This window comes from Pedobacter sp. MR22-3 (genome assembly GCF_026240075.1).
Lineage (GTDB): Bacteria > Bacteroidota > Bacteroidia > Sphingobacteriales > Sphingobacteriaceae > Pedobacter.
On the sequence record NZ_JAPIVF010000002.1, the window covers coordinates 415,010 to 434,827 of the forward strand.

Annotated in this window: 18 protein-coding genes; 6 read left to right on the plus strand and 12 right to left on the minus strand. The window is 38.8% G+C overall.

The window, feature by feature from the left end:
* Nucleotides 1–234: 234 nt before the first annotated feature.
* The 9 genes from pruA to OQ267_RS05650 all read right to left on the minus strand — a co-directional run bounded on the left by pruA (nucleotide 235) and on the right by OQ267_RS05650 (nucleotide 9,281).
* Nucleotides 235–1,869 carry an L-glutamate gamma-semialdehyde dehydrogenase gene (pruA, locus tag OQ267_RS05610; RefSeq protein ID WP_265819829.1) on the minus strand — a complete coding sequence of 545 codons (1,635 nt, stop codon included), beginning with the start codon at nucleotides 1,867–1,869 and terminating at the stop codon, nucleotides 235–237.
* 877 nt (nucleotides 1,870–2,746) lie between these two features.
* Complete coding sequence (locus OQ267_RS05615; RefSeq protein WP_265835169.1) at nucleotides 2,747–3,214, minus strand: 4'-phosphopantetheinyl transferase superfamily protein; 468 nt, start codon at nucleotides 3,212–3,214, stop codon at nucleotides 2,747–2,749.
* Nucleotides 3,204–3,464 carry an acyl carrier protein gene (locus OQ267_RS05620; protein ID WP_265835170.1) on the minus strand — a complete coding sequence of 87 codons (261 nt, stop codon included), beginning with the start codon at nucleotides 3,462–3,464 and terminating at the stop codon, nucleotides 3,204–3,206. Before OQ267_RS05620 ends, OQ267_RS05615 begins: the two co-directional genes overlap by 11 nt.
* Nucleotides 3,457–4,734, minus strand: coding sequence for a beta-ketoacyl-[acyl-carrier-protein] synthase family protein (locus tag OQ267_RS05625; protein ID WP_265835171.1), 1,278 nt, complete (start codon nucleotides 4,732–4,734; stop codon nucleotides 3,457–3,459). Before OQ267_RS05625 ends, OQ267_RS05620 begins: the two co-directional genes overlap by 8 nt.
* Entirely contained in the window at nucleotides 4,727–5,173 is a 447-nt protein-coding gene (locus OQ267_RS05630) for a 3-hydroxyacyl-ACP dehydratase FabZ family protein (RefSeq protein ID WP_265835172.1), read from the minus strand. The genes OQ267_RS05625 and OQ267_RS05630 overlap by 8 nt, the downstream gene beginning before the upstream one ends.
* A 2-nt stretch (nucleotides 5,174–5,175) precedes the next feature.
* Nucleotides 5,176–6,228 (minus strand): type III polyketide synthase, encoded by a 1,053-nt coding sequence (locus tag OQ267_RS05635; protein ID WP_265835173.1) that lies wholly within the window; start codon nucleotides 6,226–6,228, stop codon nucleotides 5,176–5,178.
* Nucleotides 6,225–6,938 (minus strand): methyltransferase domain-containing protein, encoded by a 714-nt coding sequence (locus tag OQ267_RS05640; protein ID WP_265835174.1) that lies wholly within the window; start codon nucleotides 6,936–6,938, stop codon nucleotides 6,225–6,227. Before OQ267_RS05640 ends, OQ267_RS05635 begins: the two co-directional genes overlap by 4 nt.
* Nucleotides 6,939–8,063 (minus strand): NAD(P)/FAD-dependent oxidoreductase, encoded by a 1,125-nt coding sequence (locus OQ267_RS05645; RefSeq protein WP_265835175.1) that lies wholly within the window; start codon nucleotides 8,061–8,063, stop codon nucleotides 6,939–6,941.
* Between the two features lie 78 nt (nucleotides 8,064–8,141).
* Complete coding sequence (locus OQ267_RS05650) at nucleotides 8,142–9,281, minus strand: sterol desaturase family protein (RefSeq protein ID WP_088302019.1); 1,140 nt, start codon at nucleotides 9,279–9,281, stop codon at nucleotides 8,142–8,144.
* A gap of 229 nt (nucleotides 9,282–9,510) precedes the next feature.
* On the opposite strand from OQ267_RS05650, the gene lpxK reads away from it, so the two are divergent.
* From lpxK to OQ267_RS05665, 3 genes are read left to right on the plus strand one after another with little or no spacing between them, the layout of a single operon-like run.
* The gene (gene lpxK, locus OQ267_RS05655) at nucleotides 9,511–10,575 is read left to right on the plus strand and encodes a tetraacyldisaccharide 4'-kinase (protein ID WP_265835176.1); all 1,065 of its coding nucleotides are present in this window, start codon (nucleotides 9,511–9,513) and stop codon (nucleotides 10,573–10,575) included.
* Entirely contained in the window at nucleotides 10,547–11,362 is an 816-nt protein-coding gene (locus OQ267_RS05660; protein ID WP_265835177.1) for a purine-nucleoside phosphorylase, read from the plus strand. Before lpxK ends, OQ267_RS05660 begins: the two co-directional genes overlap by 29 nt.
* On the plus strand, nucleotides 11,349–13,361 hold the full coding sequence (locus tag OQ267_RS05665) for a putative porin (RefSeq protein WP_265835178.1): 2,013 nt from the start codon (nucleotides 11,349–11,351) through the stop codon (nucleotides 13,359–13,361). The genes OQ267_RS05660 and OQ267_RS05665 overlap by 14 nt, the downstream gene beginning before the upstream one ends.
* Nucleotides 13,362–13,628: 267 nt before the next feature.
* On the opposite strand, the gene OQ267_RS05670 is transcribed toward OQ267_RS05665, so the two are convergent.
* Both OQ267_RS05670 and OQ267_RS05675 read right to left on the minus strand, forming a co-directional pair.
* On the minus strand, nucleotides 13,629–14,375 hold the full coding sequence (locus OQ267_RS05670; protein ID WP_265835179.1) for an outer membrane beta-barrel protein: 747 nt from the start codon (nucleotides 14,373–14,375) through the stop codon (nucleotides 13,629–13,631).
* Nucleotides 14,376–14,635: 260 nt separating this feature from the next.
* The gene (locus tag OQ267_RS05675) at nucleotides 14,636–15,817 is read right to left on the minus strand and encodes an asparagine synthetase B (RefSeq protein WP_088302022.1); all 1,182 of its coding nucleotides are present in this window, start codon (nucleotides 15,815–15,817) and stop codon (nucleotides 14,636–14,638) included.
* 230 nt (nucleotides 15,818–16,047) lie between these two features.
* On the opposite strand from OQ267_RS05675, the gene OQ267_RS05680 reads away from it, so the two are divergent.
* Complete coding sequence (locus OQ267_RS05680) at nucleotides 16,048–16,506, plus strand: peptidylprolyl isomerase (protein ID WP_088301977.1); 459 nt, start codon at nucleotides 16,048–16,050, stop codon at nucleotides 16,504–16,506.
* Nucleotides 16,507–16,578: 72 nt separating this feature from the next.
* On the plus strand, nucleotides 16,579–17,121 hold the full coding sequence (locus OQ267_RS05685; protein ID WP_265835180.1) for a DUF5606 domain-containing protein: 543 nt from the start codon (nucleotides 16,579–16,581) through the stop codon (nucleotides 17,119–17,121).
* Nucleotides 17,122–17,383: 262 nt separating this feature from the next.
* On the opposite strand, the gene rlmH is transcribed toward OQ267_RS05685, so the two are convergent.
* Nucleotides 17,384–17,857 carry a 23S rRNA (pseudouridine(1915)-N(3))-methyltransferase RlmH gene (gene rlmH, locus OQ267_RS05690; RefSeq protein ID WP_265819809.1) on the minus strand — a complete coding sequence of 158 codons (474 nt, stop codon included), beginning with the start codon at nucleotides 17,855–17,857 and terminating at the stop codon, nucleotides 17,384–17,386.
* A 43-nt stretch (nucleotides 17,858–17,900) separates the two neighbouring features.
* Here rlmH and OQ267_RS05695 point away from each other — a divergent pair, with 43 nt between their 5' ends.
* Nucleotides 17,901–19,715 carry a MutS-related protein gene (locus OQ267_RS05695; RefSeq protein ID WP_265835181.1) on the plus strand — a complete coding sequence of 605 codons (1,815 nt, stop codon included), beginning with the start codon at nucleotides 17,901–17,903 and terminating at the stop codon, nucleotides 19,713–19,715.
* Nucleotides 19,716–19,818 lie beyond the last annotated feature (103 nt).

The window sequence follows — 19,818 nt, forward strand, 5'->3', positions numbered from 1 at the left end:
GTTTGAAAATGAATGTTTATGCCAGGTAGCTGCTGCAGTCCTGCCATTTGCTGTAGCCCTCATGAAAAATTCGGGGCTGCCGCTGCTGTCAGGTTTAAAAACGAAGTCCGGTTTTTATCGGGAACACAGCATAAAGCCTAAGATTAAATATTGCTACACCAATTGCATTCCGAAGCTTTTAAAAAGAAAAATCCCCGGGTATTCGGGGATTTTAAAAGGATATGGGTATATAAGTTAATCTTCTGCTAAAAACGGATAGCGATAATCCGTTGGAGATTCAAAAACTTCCTTAATGGTACGTGGCGAAACCCAGCGCAACAAGTTAATCATTGAACCGGCTTTATCGTTTGTACCAGAACCTCTGGCACCGCCAAAGGGCTGCTGACCAACCACGGCTCCTGTACATTTATCATTGATGTAAAAGTTACCAGCCGAATTGCGTAAAGCATGTGATGCTTTATCAATGGCATAACGGTCCTGAGCAATTAAAGCACCTGTTAAGGCATATGGCGAAGTCGTATCTATCACCTCTAAAATAGCATCAAAATCCTGGTCGGCATACACATAAACCGTTAATACCGGACCAAACAGCTCTTCGCACATGGTGGTATATTTAGGGTCATTAACAACCAGTACAGTTGGTTCTACAAAGTATCCTTTTGATTTATCGTAGTTCCCTCCGGCAATGATTTCTACACCTTCATCCTGTTTGGCCTGATCAATGTATTTCGCTAACTTATCAAAAGAACGCTCATCAATTACCGCATTGATAAAGTTGCTGAAATCTTCTGTTCCGCCCATTTTGAATGTGGCTAAATCACGAAGCATTAATTCCTTAATTTCAGGCCAGATGCTTGCTGCAATATAAACTCTTGATGCAGCAGAACATTTTTGTCCCTGGTATTCAAAAGCACCACGCACAATGGCAGTACTGGCAATATCCGTTTGTGCTGAAGGGTGAACAAGAATAAAATCTTTACCGCCTGTTTCGCCTACAATGCGTGGGTATGACCTGTACTTATGGATGTTTGTGCCAATGGTTTTCCAGATTTCCTGAAAAACTTTAGTAGAACCGGTGAAGTGAATCCCCGCAAAATCTTTGTGATTAAAAATCACCTCACCCGTTTCAGGGCCATCCGCATATACTAAATTCACCACGCCATCTGGCAAGCCCGCCTCGCGGAAAATTTCCATTAACAGGTTGGCAGCATATACTTGTGTGTCTGCAGGTTTCCAAACCACCACATTGCCCATCATGGCCGCAGATGCCGGTAAGTTGGCTGCAATGGCGGTAAAGTTGAATGGGGTGAGGGCGAATACAAAACCTTCTAAAGGGCGTTGTTCTACACGGTTCCAGCTGCCACGCGGCGATACAGGAGGTTGTTGTTTATAAATATCAGCCATATAGCTGACGTTAAAACGTAAGAAATCGATCAACTCGCAAGCGGCATCAATTTCTGCCTGGTAAGCATTTTTGCTCTGCCCAAGCATGGTTGCGGCGTTTAATTTATAACGGTATTTGCCCGCAATTAAATCTGCGGCTTTTAAAAAGATGGCCGCCCGGTGTTCCCAGGAAAGGTTTTCCCAATCTTCTTTCGCTGCTAAAGCGGCATCAATGGCTTGTGAAATATGCGTACGATCGCCAATGCTAAACTGGGCCAAAACATGCTGATGATCATGAGGCGCAACAACTTTTCCTTTTTTATCGGTATGAACGGCTTTCCCGCCGATATACATGGGGATATCTTGTTGATGTGCGCGGGCTTCAGCTAATGCTTCTTTTAAAAGTGCACGTTCTTTACTGCCCGGGGCATAGTTTAATATAGGTTCGTTTACCGGAGTGGGTACGTTAAAAAATCCTTTAAGCATAGTGTATTTTTTATGAGTTGGCCAAAGATAAGGCTTTTTGAGGGATGCTATTCTATTATTCTGTAAAGAAATAAGTTAGCGATTTGCTAATGATAATAGGATATACAGTTTATGGAACACAAAGCTTTTTAGAAATTTTTAGTCTAAGCACGAATTGATCAAACATTGACTACTGTAAAATCTTTAAGACTTATTTACCTTGCTATTGACATTTATATGTTTTAAATTTAAAAGAGTTAAACATTTAATTCTAAACAAAAAATAATTGAATTATGGAAAATTCGCTGTTAAAGAAAAATAAAAATCTAACGAGCTTACTATTTTTTATTTTACTGCTATCTATCTATTTATATGATTATAGGGTAGATTTTTTAAATGGATTGCAAGCAGGCTTAAATGATTTATTAGCCATCCGCTACTAAACAATATCTGATTAAGGTATTTGATACTGCATCATAAACTTAAAAAATATTATATGATTTTCCTGCTTGTACTTTCCGCGCTTATGTGTTGCATTCCGACTTTTTCATTCATTATTGGGAATGTTGTCAAGAAAAATGCGTTTATTTTGAATATTATTTTCCTGGCAATAGGTTGTATGATATTATCCATTCCTGTAGGCTTGTTATTTGGAAAAATGCTTTATTACTTAACTCATTAGAAGCTATTGTAACTACCTATGTTATTCCCAACAGCTAATTTTATTTGATCATACTGCTGTTCTAGCCTTTAGAATAGTAGAAGCAAACCAGCATTTCTTTTTAATTTGATGTTCGTAATATAAAATACGGAAATGAAATAGAAAATACAATAAGTTGAATGTATTCAATGTTAATTCTGCCTTACCCGAACGTAGTTCATTATAATCTAAGTATTATTATCCAAACACCAAAGCCAGATACCGCCCATGATGGCTTACACAGCCGGGAGCCATACTTTTATAATCCGCCGGGTGATGGGGTTGCGAATAAATGGCGATGCTGATTTTACTAAGCTGATCACAAACCGGAGCAGCAATCGTATGCACATGATTTGGCAAAACACTCGTTTTCGTGAAATACACCTGGCCATCAACAGTAACCAAACCATTTACTTCTTCATGAGCAGAAGTCAGTTTACAGGCCAGGCTTGCCGGGGCGAAATTTCGAATACCTGTTTTACGATTATGTATTTTGTAAGCCGCTTCTTTCATGCTCCATAATAGCCAAACCATTTCATCAGCACAGTTTGTGGTCGCAATTAAGGTTTGTTCGCTTGGGCTAAAAATTTTATCCAGATAGCCTTTACGTCGCCAGTTGCTTTGTACTTTCGCTAAATCTAAATCTACAATGTCGTTACCGATCAATTTTGCTTAGTTTTTCTTTTATCACTTCAATGGAAGCCTTCACGGTTAACATTTTTTCCATAGAGGCGTTATCAATGTTGATGCCGAATGCCTCTTCTACATCTAAGATGATGTCCACCAAATTGGCTGAGTTGATGTTTAAATCTTTGATGAAATCAGACTCTTCGCTCAGGTTTTCCAATGCCGCGGAAGCCGGTGCATAAGTGGTGATGATTAGTTTTAGTTTATGGATAATTTCTTCGTTACTCATGTGCGTATTTTTTAAAAATAATACAGGCATTTACATCGCCAAAACCGAAGCTTGCCTTAATTAAGGTATTGATTTTTATTGATTTCATTTTTTGCGGAACTTTTTCTGCATCGATTAACGCCGTAATGGCGGGGTTTAAATCTTCACAATTTACATTCGGAAAAAGAAAATTATGATGGATCTGCAGCACGGAGGCTACACATTCTATACTGCCAGATGCCGTTAAGCAGTGGCCTGTCATTCCTTTTAAAGCATTAATGTAAGGAAAATCAATCCCTTTCCTATTCAATGCCATGGTCCAGTTTTTAATTTCCAATGCATCCATTGCGGTAGCCGTTAAATGGCCATTAATGGCATCAATCTCACCTGCTTCAACTTCGGCATTTTCAAGTGCTTTTACAATACAGCGTTGCACCGCTGTGGAGTTTGGGGCAGTCATCGTTCCAGCCCCCCTTTGTCCGCCGGAATTGGCATGTCCACCTAAAATTTCTGCATATATTTTTGCCCCTCTTGCTTTGGCATGGCTTAATGATTCTACCACCAAAGCACCTGCGCCAGCTCCCGGTACAAAACCACTTGCGGTGGCACTCATTGGTCGTGAACCTTTTTCAGGGCTATCATTGTGCTTGTAAGTACACACTTTCATACCATCGAAACCGCCCCAAATGTACGGACCACTATCACTGGTGGCACCAGCGAGAATTACGCTTGCCTGCCCGCTCCTTATTCTTTCGAAAGCCGTTAATAAACTTTCCGTTCCGGTACAGCAGGCAGATGAGTTGGTGGAAATCTGATTTCCCAGTCCTATTTTTCCTGAAAGGTATGCACTTACCCCACTGTTCATGGTTTGTGCCACCACAGTACTGCCCAAGCGTCTGATGTCGAGTTTATCAATGGTGTAAATGGCTTCCCTGAAGCGGTCGATTCCGGAAGTGCCGGCACCGAAAACCATTCCATAATTCCAGAAAGGTTCATCTGTATCATTTAAAGGCAATCCTGCATCCTTCCAGGCATCCATGCCGGCGATTACGCCATATAAAATGCCCGTGCTGTTAAAATTACGCAATTCTAAAGGGCTGAAGTATTGAGCAGCAAGTTCAGCAGGTACGTCTGGTAAGCCGGCAATCTGACAGGAGAATTTTAGCTCGCTTAAAAGCTGCTGGTGTTTAATCCCTGAAGTACCATTTTGTATGGCGGATAGAAACTGATCTAACCCAATGCCATTTGGTGAAACTACACCCATCCCGGTAATGACGACTCGATTATCCATTTGTGCTTTTAATAAACATCCCGGCCAGTTCCCCGTAGCAAACCTTATCTCCAGCCAGGTTCTGCATGGTGATTTTACACTTCAGTTTATTGAACCTGAAATATATTTTTTCTGAAACAACGCTTACTTTCTCTCCCGGAAAAACAGGTCGTAAAAACTCAACATTGGTAGATGTCATCGCCACCTGACCATTAAAGTCCTCTTCTTTAGCCGACAGCAAAAAAATCCCCAGGCTAACCAGGCCAATCTGCGCCATAGTTTCCGTTAAAATAACGCCAGGTGTGATCGGGTTGTTTTTAAAGTGACCTTTGTAAAAATCTAGTTCCGGATCGAAAGTAAAAGAACCTCTTACACCATCCTCGTTGATGCTTTCGATATCATCAACAAAAAGAAATGGCTTTGAATAGGGCAGTAGGGTTATTATTTCTTTGCTTGTCATTTTTACCATTCGATTAAAATTCTTTGTGCTGAAAACCCCGGACCAAAACTCAGCATTAAGCCTTTTTCTCCTTCGGCAGGTTTTGAATCCAGAAAACGTTCTAAAACATATAATACAGTTGCGCTACTCATGTTCCCGTAAAGGCGCAAAACTTCTTTGGTGTCATTAATATTCTTTCCGAGTGCACCAAATAACCCCTCTACCATCTGTACAATTTTTTTTCCTCCCGGATGGAAGATTAAATAATCAATGTCATCAATTTTCAGGTTTTGCTTAGCCAGAAAAGGATGGATAATATCCGGGAAATGTGCTTCTATCGTATTCGGAACTTCAATATCTAAAACCATTTTTAAACCAGTATTGGTGAGGTCAAAACCCATCATGTGTTCCGCATCGTAAAAGTGGTACATTTCTTCGGCGATAATTTCAGGCCCTTCATCTTCTTCATGTGAAGATAATAACACACAAGCTGCACCATCACCAAAAATAGCCGCACTTACAATGTTGGTCATGGAGAAATCGTTTAACTGAAAAGTTGCCGTTGGCGATTCCACAGCAACAACTGCTGCTCTTTTGCCTGGGTTTGCCTTTAAAAAGTTTTTGGCATAAATCATTCCTGAAACACCGGCAGCACAACCCATTTCGGTTACCGGTAGGCGAACAACATCCTGACGGAGTTTTAATTCGTTGATTAAAAAAGCATCCAAAGATGGGATCATAATCCCGGTGCAACTCACCGTAATCAGAAAGTCCAGGTCTCCGGGGTTCCAATTGGCTTTTTCCAAAGCATCAGTGAGGCATTGCGTACCCAGTTTAATCCCCTCTCTAATATAGATTTTGTTTCGTTCTTCAAATGAAGCATCACTAAAAACCTCTTCCGGCGACATGAACGAATAGCGTTTATCAACCGCTGCATTTTCGAAAATCTTCTTCACTTTCCGGATAAACCTTTCGTCCTGCCCGGTTAGCCAGGCATCCAGAAACGGTACAATCTCTTCAGTGGCACGGTTAAAAGGTGGTAAGGCTTTGCTAACGGCTTTAATTTTTACGCTCATATTGATTTTATAATCCACTGGTAACGGAAAGCCCATCTCCACCGGATGCTGAAATTTTTAAATTTTAATGTGGATGAATATCGCTGCAGATCAGTTTTTTTAAACCCTCTTAAAATGGAAACCAGTCCATCTTTTCTTGACATGTCATTCAGCCTGAATACTAAACATATCGCATTAAATAAATAATAGGCCAGTTTGCTGCGGTGTAAATCATTAATCACAACGCCAAGTTTAGCCTGCTGCTGAAATGCATGCATTAAGGCTAAAATTTCGTTATCCTTAAAATGGTGCAAGGTTAATGTACATAAAATGATATCAACATCTTTAGTTTTAAACGCATCGCTAAAAATATCAACACAGTCATAACTGATATTTTCATAAGCTACAGACAAGCCCTCAGCATGTTTGATGGTGAAAGCATTTGCATCAACACCCGTCAGCTTAAAGTTTATATTGTTTTTCTGTCCGTAGTCTGCCAATGTTCTCAGCATATCGCCGTTTCCGCAACCTACGTCCAGAATGGATATTTCTTTCTGAGTGTGCAGGTGAGGAATTAAAGTTTTAACACCATGCAGGGTTACATTGTTTCCGCCCAGCAGTTTATTTATGCTGGCAATTTTGTCAAGTGCATCCCTCAATATCTCCCCCTCAAGTGCAAAATCATCCATCAGTTCGGGTTCATTGCTTCTGGTTCTGGTGTTTACCGGCATTTAATTTATTGTTATGGGTTTTCCGTGTGTACGTTTGATGATTTCAGGCAAAAGTGCCGGGAATTTAGCCAAACCATTGATTAAAAATTCAGACAGGCCTTCCTTTCTTAGTAACCCTGAAAGGAGCTTCCCGGTTTTTAATCTCGAATTAAAATGAAATTTCCATTCGGCTGTATAGGCATTTTCCAGATTTTTCCGTGTGGCCACTTCTCCATTTAAAAACTTTAAAATTAGCGTACTGGCGATTTGGGCCGCATGGATGGCCATGCTCATTCCGTTGCCGCAGAGCGGATGAATCAATCCGGCAGTATCGCCAACCATTAAAATATGGTTTCTGACGCATTCTTTTTGTTCAAAGGAAATCTGACTGATACTCATTGGCACATCAAAATGCAGGGTGCTGTTTTCCATGATCATTTTCAGATGTGGATTTTGAAACAATACATTTTCCTGATGTTCTTTGATATTCTTATACTTTTTAAAGGAAGCGTAGTTAACCAGGTAACAGATATTAATAAAGTGATGCTCTACCTTTGATACCCCGCAATAGCCACCCTTAAAATGGTGCAGCGCAACAAGATCGTTTGGGAAATCACCTGTATAATGTGCTTTTATGGCCAGCCAATCAGATTTTTCTTTTATAAAAGGACGTTCCAGTTTAAGATCCAGGTTTGATCTTTTGCCATAGGCGCCAATTACAATACGGCTTTTGTAGCGATTATCTTTGCTTACAACGGTGAAGATTTCATCCTCGTAAACTACATCTACAACGGTGTCATGGATAAGGATCGCACCTGATTGTTTTGCCCTTTCCTGTAAGAAATGATCAAATGAAAAACGGCTCAACCCAAAGCCACCTAAAGGTAAATCAGCATGTACCAGGGCACTTTTTGGTGTGCTCATTTCGAATTTAGTAATGTTTGCTGGATTTAAAATGGCCGGATTTGCGCCTAAGGTGGTAAGATATGGCAATACCTCATTCGAAACATATTCACCGCAAACTTTATGGTGCGGATAGTTATTTTTTTCGATCACAATTACCCTCTTGCCTGCCTGCGATAAATGAATGGCACTCACCAACCCGGCAAGGCCTCCTCCAATAATCATCACATCGGCATCAAACATATTCCGCAATTTAAGGTAATTAAATGAAGAATGTTTGAAGTCATCAATCAAATGCTAAACGAAAGCGATCGATCAAACTTATCTGTCGCTTCTTTCCTCCATATTTAAGTCAGTATCAAACGGACTTTTGGTAAAAGGATAAATGGATTGCTTGACAAATCCTTTTGGGTATGATGCCTCATGTACGCCTGTACCCGCAGGCCACTCATTTTTCGGCAAATAATAGGTTCCGAACATCATATCGATAAAGGGGAAAATAGATGCGAAATTATGTCCGTAATATTTAGGATCTTCACAATGGTGCCAATGGTGGTATTGCGGCGTAGTAAAAATATATTTAATCGGCCCGAAATTAATTCTGGTATTCGCATGGATCAATACGGCATGGATGGCGATAAAAATGATGTACACATTAAACACTGTTGAGGAAAAACCAAGGACGTACAAAGGAATGAATGTCATGGCCCGGGTAAAAAAGATATCAATAAAGTGGGTTCGGCTACCGGCCAGCCAATCCATATGCTGTGTAGAATGGTGGATGGAATGGAAACGCCACAGCGCCACACGGGTATGGAAAAAGCGATGCGCCCAGTATTGAAATAAATCTGTAGTAAAAAAGGCAAGAAATAAGGCCACGATGAAAGGTAAGCCTTGTACCCAGGTATGTAATTTATCTAATCCCATCCAGCCGAAAAATAACACAGCAGGCTTTTGGGTAATGATTCCGAAAAACTGGATAAACAAATGGCTGATGACAAAATAGGTTAAATCGGTACGCCATTCTTCATGAAATTTGGTTTGTTCATTGTTCTTTGGAAAGAATAGCTCAAGCGGAACAAAAATAGCAACCATCAGCAGTAAATCCAGAATCATCCAGTCAAGGCCAAAATGCCAGCCTGATTTGGCTACATCCCTGCCTTCCACACTCAAGGCACCCAGGATAACCGCCAGCGCCGCCAGTGCGAAACCCGGCCAGCCCCATTTAAGTTTCTTGCTTAAAATAATACTTAAAGCAGCGAAAAAGAATGAAGCAATTACGCCCCCGAGCATTAAGACTTCCATACTGTCTTTAGTGTAAATCTCTCTAAATTCTGGCGTGGTCAGCTTCTCGGGGTAATGAAAACACAATATCCCAAGCAGGACTAAAACGGCAAGGAATATGGAAATATAGCCACTGATCTGGCCTTGGCCAACTACTAAACGTTTATTTGGAGACATGATGCTGCATTTGATAATAACAATGATAATAAAAATACGGGCCAATTACGTAAAGTTTTGCATCAGATTATTTTTTAAACAGACTTTCATGCTGTCTCTGATAAATCAGTTTCAGCAAATCAGCTAAACATTTGGAAAAACATTTTTTGTTGGATTGGGGTTGCTTTAATAGGCATCGCCATAACGCGGTACTTTTCTTTTTTAAATAATCAGTAATTTTGAACACATCATGATGCTACTTAATTATTTGCGCCTTTTACTTCTGCCTTTTTCTTTTATTTATGGGATTGCCATTACGCTTCGTAAAAAACTGTATGATTGGGGTATTATAAGTTCAGTTAAATTTGATTTGCCTGTAATCTGCGTGGGTAACCTGGCCGTTGGTGGTTCAGGGAAAACACCTACAACAGAATATCTGGTGAGGTTGCTGGCAGGTTATAAAATCGCCATACTCAGCAGGGGATATGGAAGGGAAACGAAAGGATTTATATTGGCTGATGACCGGGCAACTGCAAAAAGCATCGGCGATGAACCTTTACAGTATTATCAGAAGTTTGAGGGCATCACCGTGGCCGTTTGTGAGGACCGGGTTAAGGGCATCGAAAAATTAAAAGATGGTCATGACCTCATTATCCTGGATGATGCATTTCAGCATCGCCCCGTTAAGGCAGGATTGAATATATTGCTTTTTGAATTCCGCAAGCTGGGAACCCTACAGTTTTTACTTCCCGCCGGAAACTTAAGAGATGTTTTTTCATCACGGAAAAGGGCCGAGGTTTTACTGGTCACCAAATCTCCGGTGCCTTTGTTACATGTTGCCCAACAGGCTTCCATAAATGAACTGCAACCCAATAATGCCCAGAAAGTACTGCATAGTTACCTAAAATATGGTGATCTGAAACAGCTGTATACAGAAGAGCAACGTTCGCTGGAAACAATCAGGGATTTTGAAATATATTTATTAACCGGTATTGCCAATCCGGATCCTTTAATTGAGGAACTGGAGAAATATACGAAAACCATTAAGCACGAAAAATTTCCTGATCATTATGCCTTTAAAACGGATGATATCAAAAAGTTTAAATCAGCTTATGAATCGGGTAACAGAAAAGAAAAAATCATCATCACAACAGAAAAGGATAGCAAACGTTTAAAAGCTGCGGGATTTAAAGATTTACTGGTAAATTTACCGGTATATTTTTTACCCATCGAGGTTGAATTATTTGAGGAAGATAAGATTACCTTTGATGAACTTATTTTAAACTATGTTAAGAGCAATAGAAGAAACCGTTGAATACATCAAACGTAAAACCGAGAACTTTAAGCCCGAAATTGGTATTATTTTAGGCACTGGCTTAGGTGGCCTGGTGAAGGAAATACAAATCGAACATCAGCTGATGTACTCGAATATTCCGAATTTCCCTATTTCTACTTTAGAATTTCATAGCGGTAAGTTAATTTTTGGAACCTTAAACGGTAAGAAAATAGTCGCCATGCAAGGGCGTCTGCATTATTATGAAGGCTATAGCATGCAGCAAATTACTTTCCCGGTTCGGGTAATGAAAGGATTGGGTATTGAAAACTTAATCGTTTCTAATGCCGCAGGCTCACTGAATCCCGAGTTTAAAAAAGGCGATTTAATGATTATTGAAGATCACATCAACCTTCAGCCGAATAATCCTTTACGGGGCTTAATTGAAAGTTCATTGGGTCCGCGTTTTCCGGATATGAGTGAACCTTACAAACGTGATGTCATTGCAAAGGCCTTAAAGATTGCTGAAGAAGTAGATATAAAATGCCATAAAGGCGTTTATGTAGCCGTTTCAGGTCCGAATTTGGAAACCAAGGCAGAATATAAATACCTTCGTTTAATAGGAGGAGATGCTGTAGGCATGAGCACTGTACCCGAAGTAATTGTTGCCAACCACGCGGGCTTGCCGGTGTTTGCCATTTCTGTGCTGACAGATGAAGGTTTCCCGGAAGATTTACAACCCTTTAACCTGGATGAGATTTTAGCTGCTGCTGCAAAGGCAGAGCCTAAAATGACCGAAATTTTAACCCGCCTAATTGCTGAACTGTAAGATGGGTAAACTGGCTCAAATTTTTCTTTTCATCTTACTGCTTACCGGCATTAACAAAACTTTTGCACAGGATTTAAAAACAAGCATTAATAATAAAACGGAAGCAGATTCCATCAGGAAAAAACTGGATAGTAAAGACTCGATTATCTATACGGCTAAATTTATCCGTTATACCAAACTCGGCTTAAGTAAAGACAGTATCGTATTGCTGCCGCTTGATACTTCTACTACAAATATCCAGAATTATAGCCCGCTTTTACAGCCGGAACACCCAACCATCAATAATGGAAACATGGGGCTTTCTGCCAGGCCTTTGCTTTATGAGCCAAGCAAAAGAATTGGCTTTGACGTAGGTTTTCATTCTTTAGATTATTACGCTTTAACTCCGGATGATATTGTGTATTATCAGGCCAGGGCACCATATTCGAGTTTATACCTGATCAGTGCCGGACAAAAAGAGCAGCTGTTTAAAATGATTCACAGTCAGAACATTAAAAAAAACTGGAATGTTGGCGTTAATTTTAACCGTGGCGATTCACGTGGTTTTTACCGCAGGGAGCGGGGTGATAATTTAAATGTTGCCGTATTTTCATGGTACCAGTCTCCCAGTAAGCGATATAATATGTGGGCATCCGTTATTTTTAATACCATGCGGGCATATGAAAATGGTTCGAACACCAACCCCAACATATTTGAGCCAGGTTATCAGAAAATTGAAAGGACTGCAGAAGCCGTTAACTTAAATACAGCCAGGAATTTATACCGAAAAAATACTTTGTTTTTAAGGCAAACCTATTACGTGGGCCGGATTGATACTTCAGCAAATGTTAATAATGCCGTTTTACCAACCAATAAAGTAACCTATACCGTAGAATATAATAGCGACAATTACAGTTTTTTTAAGAATGAGCTGGATGTAAATAATGTAATGCCACCGGGATTGGCTGATGCTAGTTTTACCAATGATTCAACTAAGGTAAAACACCTTAAAAATGAATTTATTTACAGTTTCTTTTTGCGTCCAAAAAACTCAACAGTAATTAAAAATGAGCTGAAAATTGATGCCGGGATTCGTCATGATTATTACCAGCACAGGTTTTTAGGCTTTAAACCCAATGGACTTACCTACGAAGAAAGCAAGTTTTCTTATCAGAACATTACTGTTTTAGGGTCTGCTGGTTATCGCTTCTCTAATAACATTGATTTTAACCTGGATTTACAGCAGATTCTCCAGGGCGAAAATGCCGGTGATTATTTATATGAAGCCAAAACTAAAATCCTTTTGAGTAAATCGGTAGGGAGGATAGAATTGGGTGCTTATGCTCAGAACCAGTCTCCCTCACAACTTTTTAACTATTATCATGGTAACCATTACCGCTGGGATAATACAGGCTTTAAGAATACCAAAATCGCTAACCTTTCATTCAAGTTTATCAATGACAAATATGATTTTACAGCAGGAGCGAAGTATTTTTTAACCAGCAATTATTTATATTTTGGTATGGATGACAGTAACGGTACCAATGCCATCGCGCCAAAGCAGGTAGATGGAGATATCAGCCTGATCAGGTTTGATGTTTCCAAAAAGTGGCGGTTTGGCAAATTTGTTTTAGAAAATTATCTGGCTTACCAAAAAACAGACCGGAATGAAATCTTAAGAACCCCTGAATTTTATACCTATAACAGTTTTTACCTGAACAATACCTTTTTTAAGGTACTTAAGGCAAATATTGGTTTTGATGTGCGCTACAATTCTGAATATGCCAATTATTCATATTCGCCAGCCACTGCGCAGTTTTATGTGGGCAGCAGTACGGTTTACCAATCTACGCCTATTGTTGATGTTTTTCTGAAAGCCAATTTAAAAAGGGCCAACCTGTTTATTAAATACGACTTCATTAACCAGGGTTTGTTTGTGCCGGGTTACTATACTGTTAACCGCTATCCTATGCAGGATGCTTTATTGAAGTTTGGTGTAAGCTGGAATTTTTACGACTAGCAAATTAATAGTGTTGACTGTAGTAGTTCAGCAGCTTCTTCATGCTCCTTGATACAAGGCCATTAAATACTATTTCATTGAACAATCATGAAGTGAATATGATTTAGTAAATAAGCTTTGTCAACTTTGATGAATATTATAGGAATTAGGTAGTCAATGCCAGTTATTCAGCCGTAATATATTATAGCGAATAATGGACTTTAAAATTTCTAAACAAAAAAGCCGTTTTGAAATGAATCAAAACGGCTTTTGAAATTTTACGCTTTCTTAGAAAGAATAACCAACTGAGAAACCTAATACGCGGTTAGTCAATTTGTTATCGTTATTCGCTCTTGAATCTTTAGGGATAAGGTTTGACAATCCTAAACCATAGTTTGCACCAACCAAGAATCCAGAATTGGTACGGTAAGCTAAACCAAAGTTTGCACCGAAATCTGTACTAGCAAAATTTTTGTTTGTTGCACTACCGAAAGATAAGTCGGTGTCATTCGCTACAGTTGATGATGAGCTTGTATTAGTCGTATTGTTTGTAACGGTTGTAGTTATATCTCCTTTATTTTTACCAGAAATGTTGAAGCCTATATAAGGACCAGCACTAATTTGTACTGCACCGGCTGTACCAGTAGGAATTCTAAAAACTGCGTTGATTGGAACTTCAATTGCCATTAAATTTCTTTTTCCCGTAGTGGTAACAGTTGTAGTTGTGTTATTTACAGTTGCTGAATTAACTGATTCAAACTTATCACCCTTGTTTTGTAAGGAAACGCCTGGCTGAATAAAAAAGTTGTTTGCCACACCAAAATCTGCAAATGCGGTAACATTAAAACCAACATTATTTTTTACATTGTCATTGTATGCATTTGATAAAGCGTTATCTCCGCCCATGTGGAACTTTGATAAGTTAACACCTGCCTTAATTCCGAATCTAGCATCAGAGCCAGTCATGGTTGTTGTTTGCGCGAAAGCACCCGTTGCCAATAATACCACTGATGCACTTAATAGTAACTTTTTCATAATATCTTTCTTAGATAAAAAATCATGTTTAAAATAATCAAGGCCGAAACCTTTTGTTAATTACATGCCTCTTTCCAAAAGCTGTGCCAAAGTATGATGCTTTGATAATTTCAGTGCTAAAGCATTGTTTGCCAGTGCTTTTTTACATTGATTTAAGATTGAGATATAAACTCAGGACGGACTCAATACACCTTTGTGAAGTGTATACAAATCAGGAATATGATTAAATTGTATATGTTAGGTTTTCTTTGAATGCCTGATTACGTTTTCTGTGGCTTTTTCTTCGCTGCCGGAAAAAGCACGTTATTTAAGATCAAACGGTAACCTGCAGAATTTGGATGTAGATTTAAGTCAGTAGGAGGGTCGCCAACGGCATGCTGATAATCTTCAGGATCGTGGCCACCATAAAAGGTAAATTGTCCTTTCCCGATTTCTCCATGAAGGTACCTCACTTCTGCAGCACCCTTATTTTCGCCTAAAACAGTTACACTAGGCTTAACCAAACTCTTTTTAAATGCAGTGGTCTGGCCCATAAAACCTTTAATTACCTTATCGTGGTTTTGTGTCAGCATGGTTGGCACCAAATCCCATTTTGCCGAGAAATCAAATAAGGTAAAGTAATCATTACTTTGGTTCAGCGTTCTGAACTGCGTAACGTCAATATCTGAAAATTCGTAATTCATTGGGTTATTGTCCAATTTGAAATTCTGAAAAGCAAGTGTTTTGTTAAAGTCGAGTTTGGATTGTGCATTTGGATCAACACCATCCCCATCAAACATCTGGGCACAAATATCTACCCCTTCTGCTGCCAGGGCAATGTCAAAACTATCTGTACCGGAACACATGGCAAACATAAAGCCGCCGCCGGCACAATATTCCTTAATGTGTTTGGCAACGGCAAGTTTCATCTCCGAAACCTTTTTGAAGCCTAATCTTTTGGCCAGGGCTTCCTGATTTTTAACATCATCCTGATACCATTTGGCATACCTGAAGTTAGACCAGAACCGACCATACTGACCAGTAAAATCTTCATGATGCAGATGGAGCCAGTCATACTTGCTTAATTTATCCTGAATGATATCATCATCGTAAATAACCTCGTAAGGGATCTCAGCATAGGTCAACACAAGCGTTACTGCATCATCCCAGGGCAGTTTACTTTTAGGGGAATATACAGCAATTTTGGGTGTCTTTTCCAGTTTAACCATTTCCATATTTACGGATGGATCGCTGATTTCATTTAAAAGGTTAATCACTTTGCTGTCGGCCATTACCTCGTAAGAAACACCCCTGATCTTCAATTCATCTTCAACGTTTTTATTGTATTTAATCAGGAAACTGCCTCCACGGTAGTTTAAAAGCCAATCTACTTCTACCTGCTTGCTGATGGTCCAATATGCTATGCCATAGGCTTTCAGGTGGTTTTTCTGGTCTTCATCCATATAAATTAACAGGGAGGATGCGCGAGCACCAAGTGTGCAGCACAAACAAAATATCCAGATATAATATTTTTTTCTCAAAATGCAGATGTTTAAATTATTAAAATTACGCATTTAAACTGTTTAGAAAAATTTAATGGTATTGGATTGATACAATTTTGTTATTTTTGCCCTTTACTTAAAAAATGAACTGTTTTTTAACGTGTTAAATTTTAAATTAGTACCCAATTGATATGAGTAAAGCAATAATAAAAACCGAAAAAGGAAATATGACTGTTGAGTTCTTTGAACAAGATGCTCCTAAAGCAGTTGCAAACTTTAAAAAATTAGCCAACGAAGGCTTTTATGATGGTGTGACTTTCCACCGTGTAATTCCTGATTTCATGGTTCAAACCGGCTGTCCGAATTCCAAAGATGGTGCTACTGGTATGCCAGGCACTGGTGGTCCGGGTTACAAGATTGATTGTGAGCTTGATGGTGAAAATCAATACCATGACCGTGGCGTATTATCTATGGCTCATGCCGGTCGCAATACCGGTGGTTCTCAGTTTTTTATCTGCCATAGCAGAGCCAATACGGCACATTTAGACCGCAATCATACCGTTTTTGGTAAAGCAATTGAAAATGTTGATCTTGTGGATGATATCCGTCAGGGAGATAAAATTGTAGGAATTGAGATAATTGAAGATTAAATTGCGTTGAGCGTTTGGCGATAAGCGTTTATTTCGCGATGCACCAGCCGCTAACCGCTTAACAAATATATTATGAATTTAAGAGGAATTGTTGCCGTATCCGGCAGACCAGGATTATTTAAACTGGTTGGACAAAATAAAGTAGGTTATATTTTAGAGGGTTTAGATGCCCAGAAAACCAAAGTGGTAGCCAATATTACCAATACAAAACTGGCTTCATTGGAAGATATTACCGTATATGGCGAAGAGGAAGAGATCAAACTTGCAGATATTTTTACTAAAATTTCTGAAAAGGGATCAACTCCTGATTTAAAAGGTGATTTACGCGCTTACTTTTTAGAAGTTGCCCCTGGTCATGATCAGGAAAAAGTTTATGCTTCAGATATGAAAAAAATCATTACCTGGTATAACTTATTGAAAGATTTGCCATTATTTACGGAAGATACGCCTGAAACTCAGGGTTCTCCGGCGGAAGTGAGCTTAGCTGAAGAAAAAGTAGCTGCAGATAAAAAACAGAAAGCTGCAAGTACTAAAGGTTCGGCAAGCGCGAAAGCCACTACTAAAACTTCTGCTCCAGCTAAAAAAGCAAGTATGACAAGCAAAAAAGGCGTTTAGTCTTTCACTTGGATATGATGAAAACACCAGGCCATTTGTCTGGTGTTTTTTTGTTTAAAAGAAATAATAAAGGATTGCTACAATTACCAATGAAATGATAATACTAATCCATAACATTCTGCTGTTTCCACTTTGATTACTTCTGAACCGGTACTGGCGTTTATATTTATCTAACATATCTTTTTTATTTAATGATGCTTAATGAAAAGCAAATCCATATCAATTTCATCCTTTACATCTACCATTTTCCATATCTTTCATCTTAGGCATGATGATAAGGTTCATTTTTTAGAATACTGAATCCGCGGTATAATTGTTCCACAAAAAATAAACGGATCATTTGATGTGAAAAGGTCATGTCGGATAAGGAAATTAATCCATTTGCCCTTTGGTATATGCGCTCATCAAAACCATATGGACCGCCGATGATAAAAATCAAGTGTTGAACACTGCCAATCATCTGTTTGTTCAAATATTCTGAAAAGGCTACAGAGGAATATTTTTTCCCCTTTTCATCCAGCAAAATAACAACATCGCCATTATTAATTTGTTTGTGTAATAACTCTGCCTCTTTACCCTTTTGCTGTGCTTCACTCAGGTTTTTTACATTCTTCACATCAGGGATTGCTAAAAAGTTAAAATTAATATAATGCTTCAAGCGATTGATGTATTTATCAATTCCTTCAATCAAATATTTATCCTCCGTTTTGCCAATGGCTATTAAGGTAATCTTCATTTAATATTTTGCTATCTTTAGAATTTTCAGCGATTCAAAGATAATGTTAAAAACGCAAGCACAAATAATATCTGGTTACAGCCAAAAAATTAGTGAAGTAACCCATCGGATTGATCAGACGAAAAAGCAGATAGATCAGCTCTCTCTGGTTAGAATAGGACTCTTTCTCATCGAAATTTTATTTTTCGTTTTGCTTCTTAATTCTGCTGACGATAGCTGGCGAACACTTCTTCAGATTTTACTCTTATTGCCTGTTCTGGTATTCGCTTATATTGTTAAAAAGCAAAGTAAACTGGATCGTGAAATTGAATATCAAAAAGAACTGTTGTGGGTTTATCAAAATGAATGGAATATTTTAAACGGTAAGGTTAATGGTTACGATGATGGCAAATCGTTTGAATCAGAGATTCACCCCTATTCCTCTGATCTTGATGTTTTTGGAAATGCATCACTTTATGGTTTGATAAACAGGTGTTATACTAAAAATGGTAAAGAACTGCTGGCTAAAAGTTTAGCAGAAAAAACATCCAGGAACAAAATGCTAGAGAGGCAGGAGGCTGTAAGAGAAATGCAGACAAAAATTGAAGATACTTTCGATTTCAGGGCTAACCTGCATGGCCACGATGTGGAAAAAATTGAGCAGATTAAAATTCAGCTCAAATTTCAGTTAGGTGAACAGCTGGGTTTTATTCGTAAGAAGATCTTGAAATATTATGTTGCCATTACGCCTTATATTTCCGGAATAATATTCTTAGCCGCAATATTTTTAAACAGTACCTTTTGGAATGTCATTACCATATATATGATCATTAACATTGGTATTACCGTACTCCAAAACTCAAAAATAAATATGGTGTTTTATAGCTTCGGGGGCAGTTCTAATTTACTGAATGGTTATGCTGATGCCATTTTATGGACGGAAAACCATCAATGGACCAGTACCTATATCCTCGCTTTATTTCATTCGAAAATACCCGTTAGCCAGGAAATCAAAGGCCTGTCTAAAATTATACAGCGTTTTGATACCAGGTTAAATGTTGTAGTCGGCACCGTACTCAATGCGCTGTCTTTATGGGATCTTAAATGCTGCATTCAACTAAATCAATGGTATCAATCTTCATCTGATGATGTGATTTCGGCACTTAATCATCTAGGTGATTTTGAAGAATTGATTTCTCTGGCTACTTCAGCCCATAATGAACCGGAATGGGTTTTCCCGGAAATCGCAGATGCCTTTGCTTTAAGTACCATAGCGGTTGGCCATCCTTTAATTTCACCCAACATAAGAATAACCAATTCTTTTTCATTAGAAGCAGAACCTACTGTAGATATTATAACAGGCTCCAATATGGCTGGAAAGAGTACTTTCCTTCGTACACTGGGCATCAACATGGTATTGGCTTATGCCGGAGCACCGGTATGTGCACAATCGATGAGTCTTTCCGTTTTCTCGATCAATACCTACATGCGGATTAAAGATTCGCTGAATGAAAGCACTTCTACCTTCAAAGCAGAACTCAATCGTTTGAAGATGATTCTGGATCATGTCGTTCGTGATCCAGATACCTTCGTGTTAATTGATGAAATGTTACGGGGAACCAATAGTCGAGATAAATACCTTGGATCGAAAGTTTTTGTAGAAAAACTGATTGCAGAAGGCACACCTGCACTTTTTGCTACCCATGATCTGCAATTGGCTGATCTTAAAAATGATCACGAACAAACACTTCGTAATTTTCATTTTGATATTCAAATTGCAAATGGTGAGATGAAATTTGATTATAAATTGAAAGAGGGGCCCTGTGCTACTTTTAATGCTGCAATTTTGCTGAAGGAAATTGGATTAACCCTGACTTAATTTTTAGCTAAAATCGTCTGACATAATATGAAGGGAATAATTTAGCTGTAAAATGGTTAAAATTCTTTATCCCATCTTAATTGTTAATGATTTCTTAATAGTA